The sequence below is a fragment of the Citrobacter sp. S46_ASV_140 genome, from assembly GCF_018919545.1.
Lineage (GTDB): Bacteria > Pseudomonadota > Gammaproteobacteria > Enterobacterales > Enterobacteriaceae > Citrobacter > Citrobacter braakii.
In genome coordinates, this window is sequence record NZ_JAHLRC010000283.1 from 1 (window position 1) to 778 (window position 778).

1 pseudogene is annotated in these 778 nt (G+C 50.5%); it reads left to right on the plus strand.

Annotated features, from left to right (window positions below):
- A pseudogene (locus KQJ19_RS23785) lies at window positions 1–659 on the plus strand (glucose-6-phosphate dehydrogenase); the annotation flags it as partial.
- Window positions 660–778: the final 119 nt, after the last annotated feature.

Here is a 778-nt window from a genome sequence, read left to right on the forward strand (position 1 = left end):
GTATTGATCGTTCGAACGTACGTGAAAAAACGGTTCGCGGTCAGTACACCGCGGGTTTTGCCCAGGGCAAAAAAGTGCCGGGGTATCTGGAAGAAGAAGGCGCGAACAAGAGCAGCAACACGGAAACGTTTGTGGCGATCCGTGTGGATATCGATAACTGGCGCTGGGCGGGAGTTCCGTTCTACCTGCGTACCGGTAAACGTTTACCGACGAAGTGCTCTGAAGTGGTGGTTTACTTCAAAACGCCTGAGCTGAATCTGTTCAGAGAATCCTGGCAGGATCTGCCGCAGAACAAGTTGACCATCCGTTTGCAGCCTGATGAAGGTGTCGATATCCAGGTACTGAACAAAGTGCCGGGTCTGGATCACAAGCATAATCTGCAAATTACCAAGCTTGATCTGAGCTATTCCGAAACCTTCAACCAGACGCACCTTGCCGATGCCTATGAGCGTCTGCTGCTTGAAACAATGCGCGGAATTCAGGCGCTGTTTGTGCGTCGTGATGAAGTTGAAGAAGCATGGAAGTGGGTCGACTCAATTACCGAAGCCTGGGCGATGGACAACGACGCGCCGAAGCCGTATCAGGCAGGGACCTGGGGCCCGGTTGCTTCTGTGGCGATGATTACCCGAGATGGTCGTTCCTGGAACGAATTCGAGTAAAATATCATCTAGCCCATAGGTGTTATTTTACCGGTAACATGATCTAACACAGATTGTAGAATAATTTTTGCACTTTTAAGCTCCGCGTGGATTCACCCGCGGGGCTTTTTTTATTACAC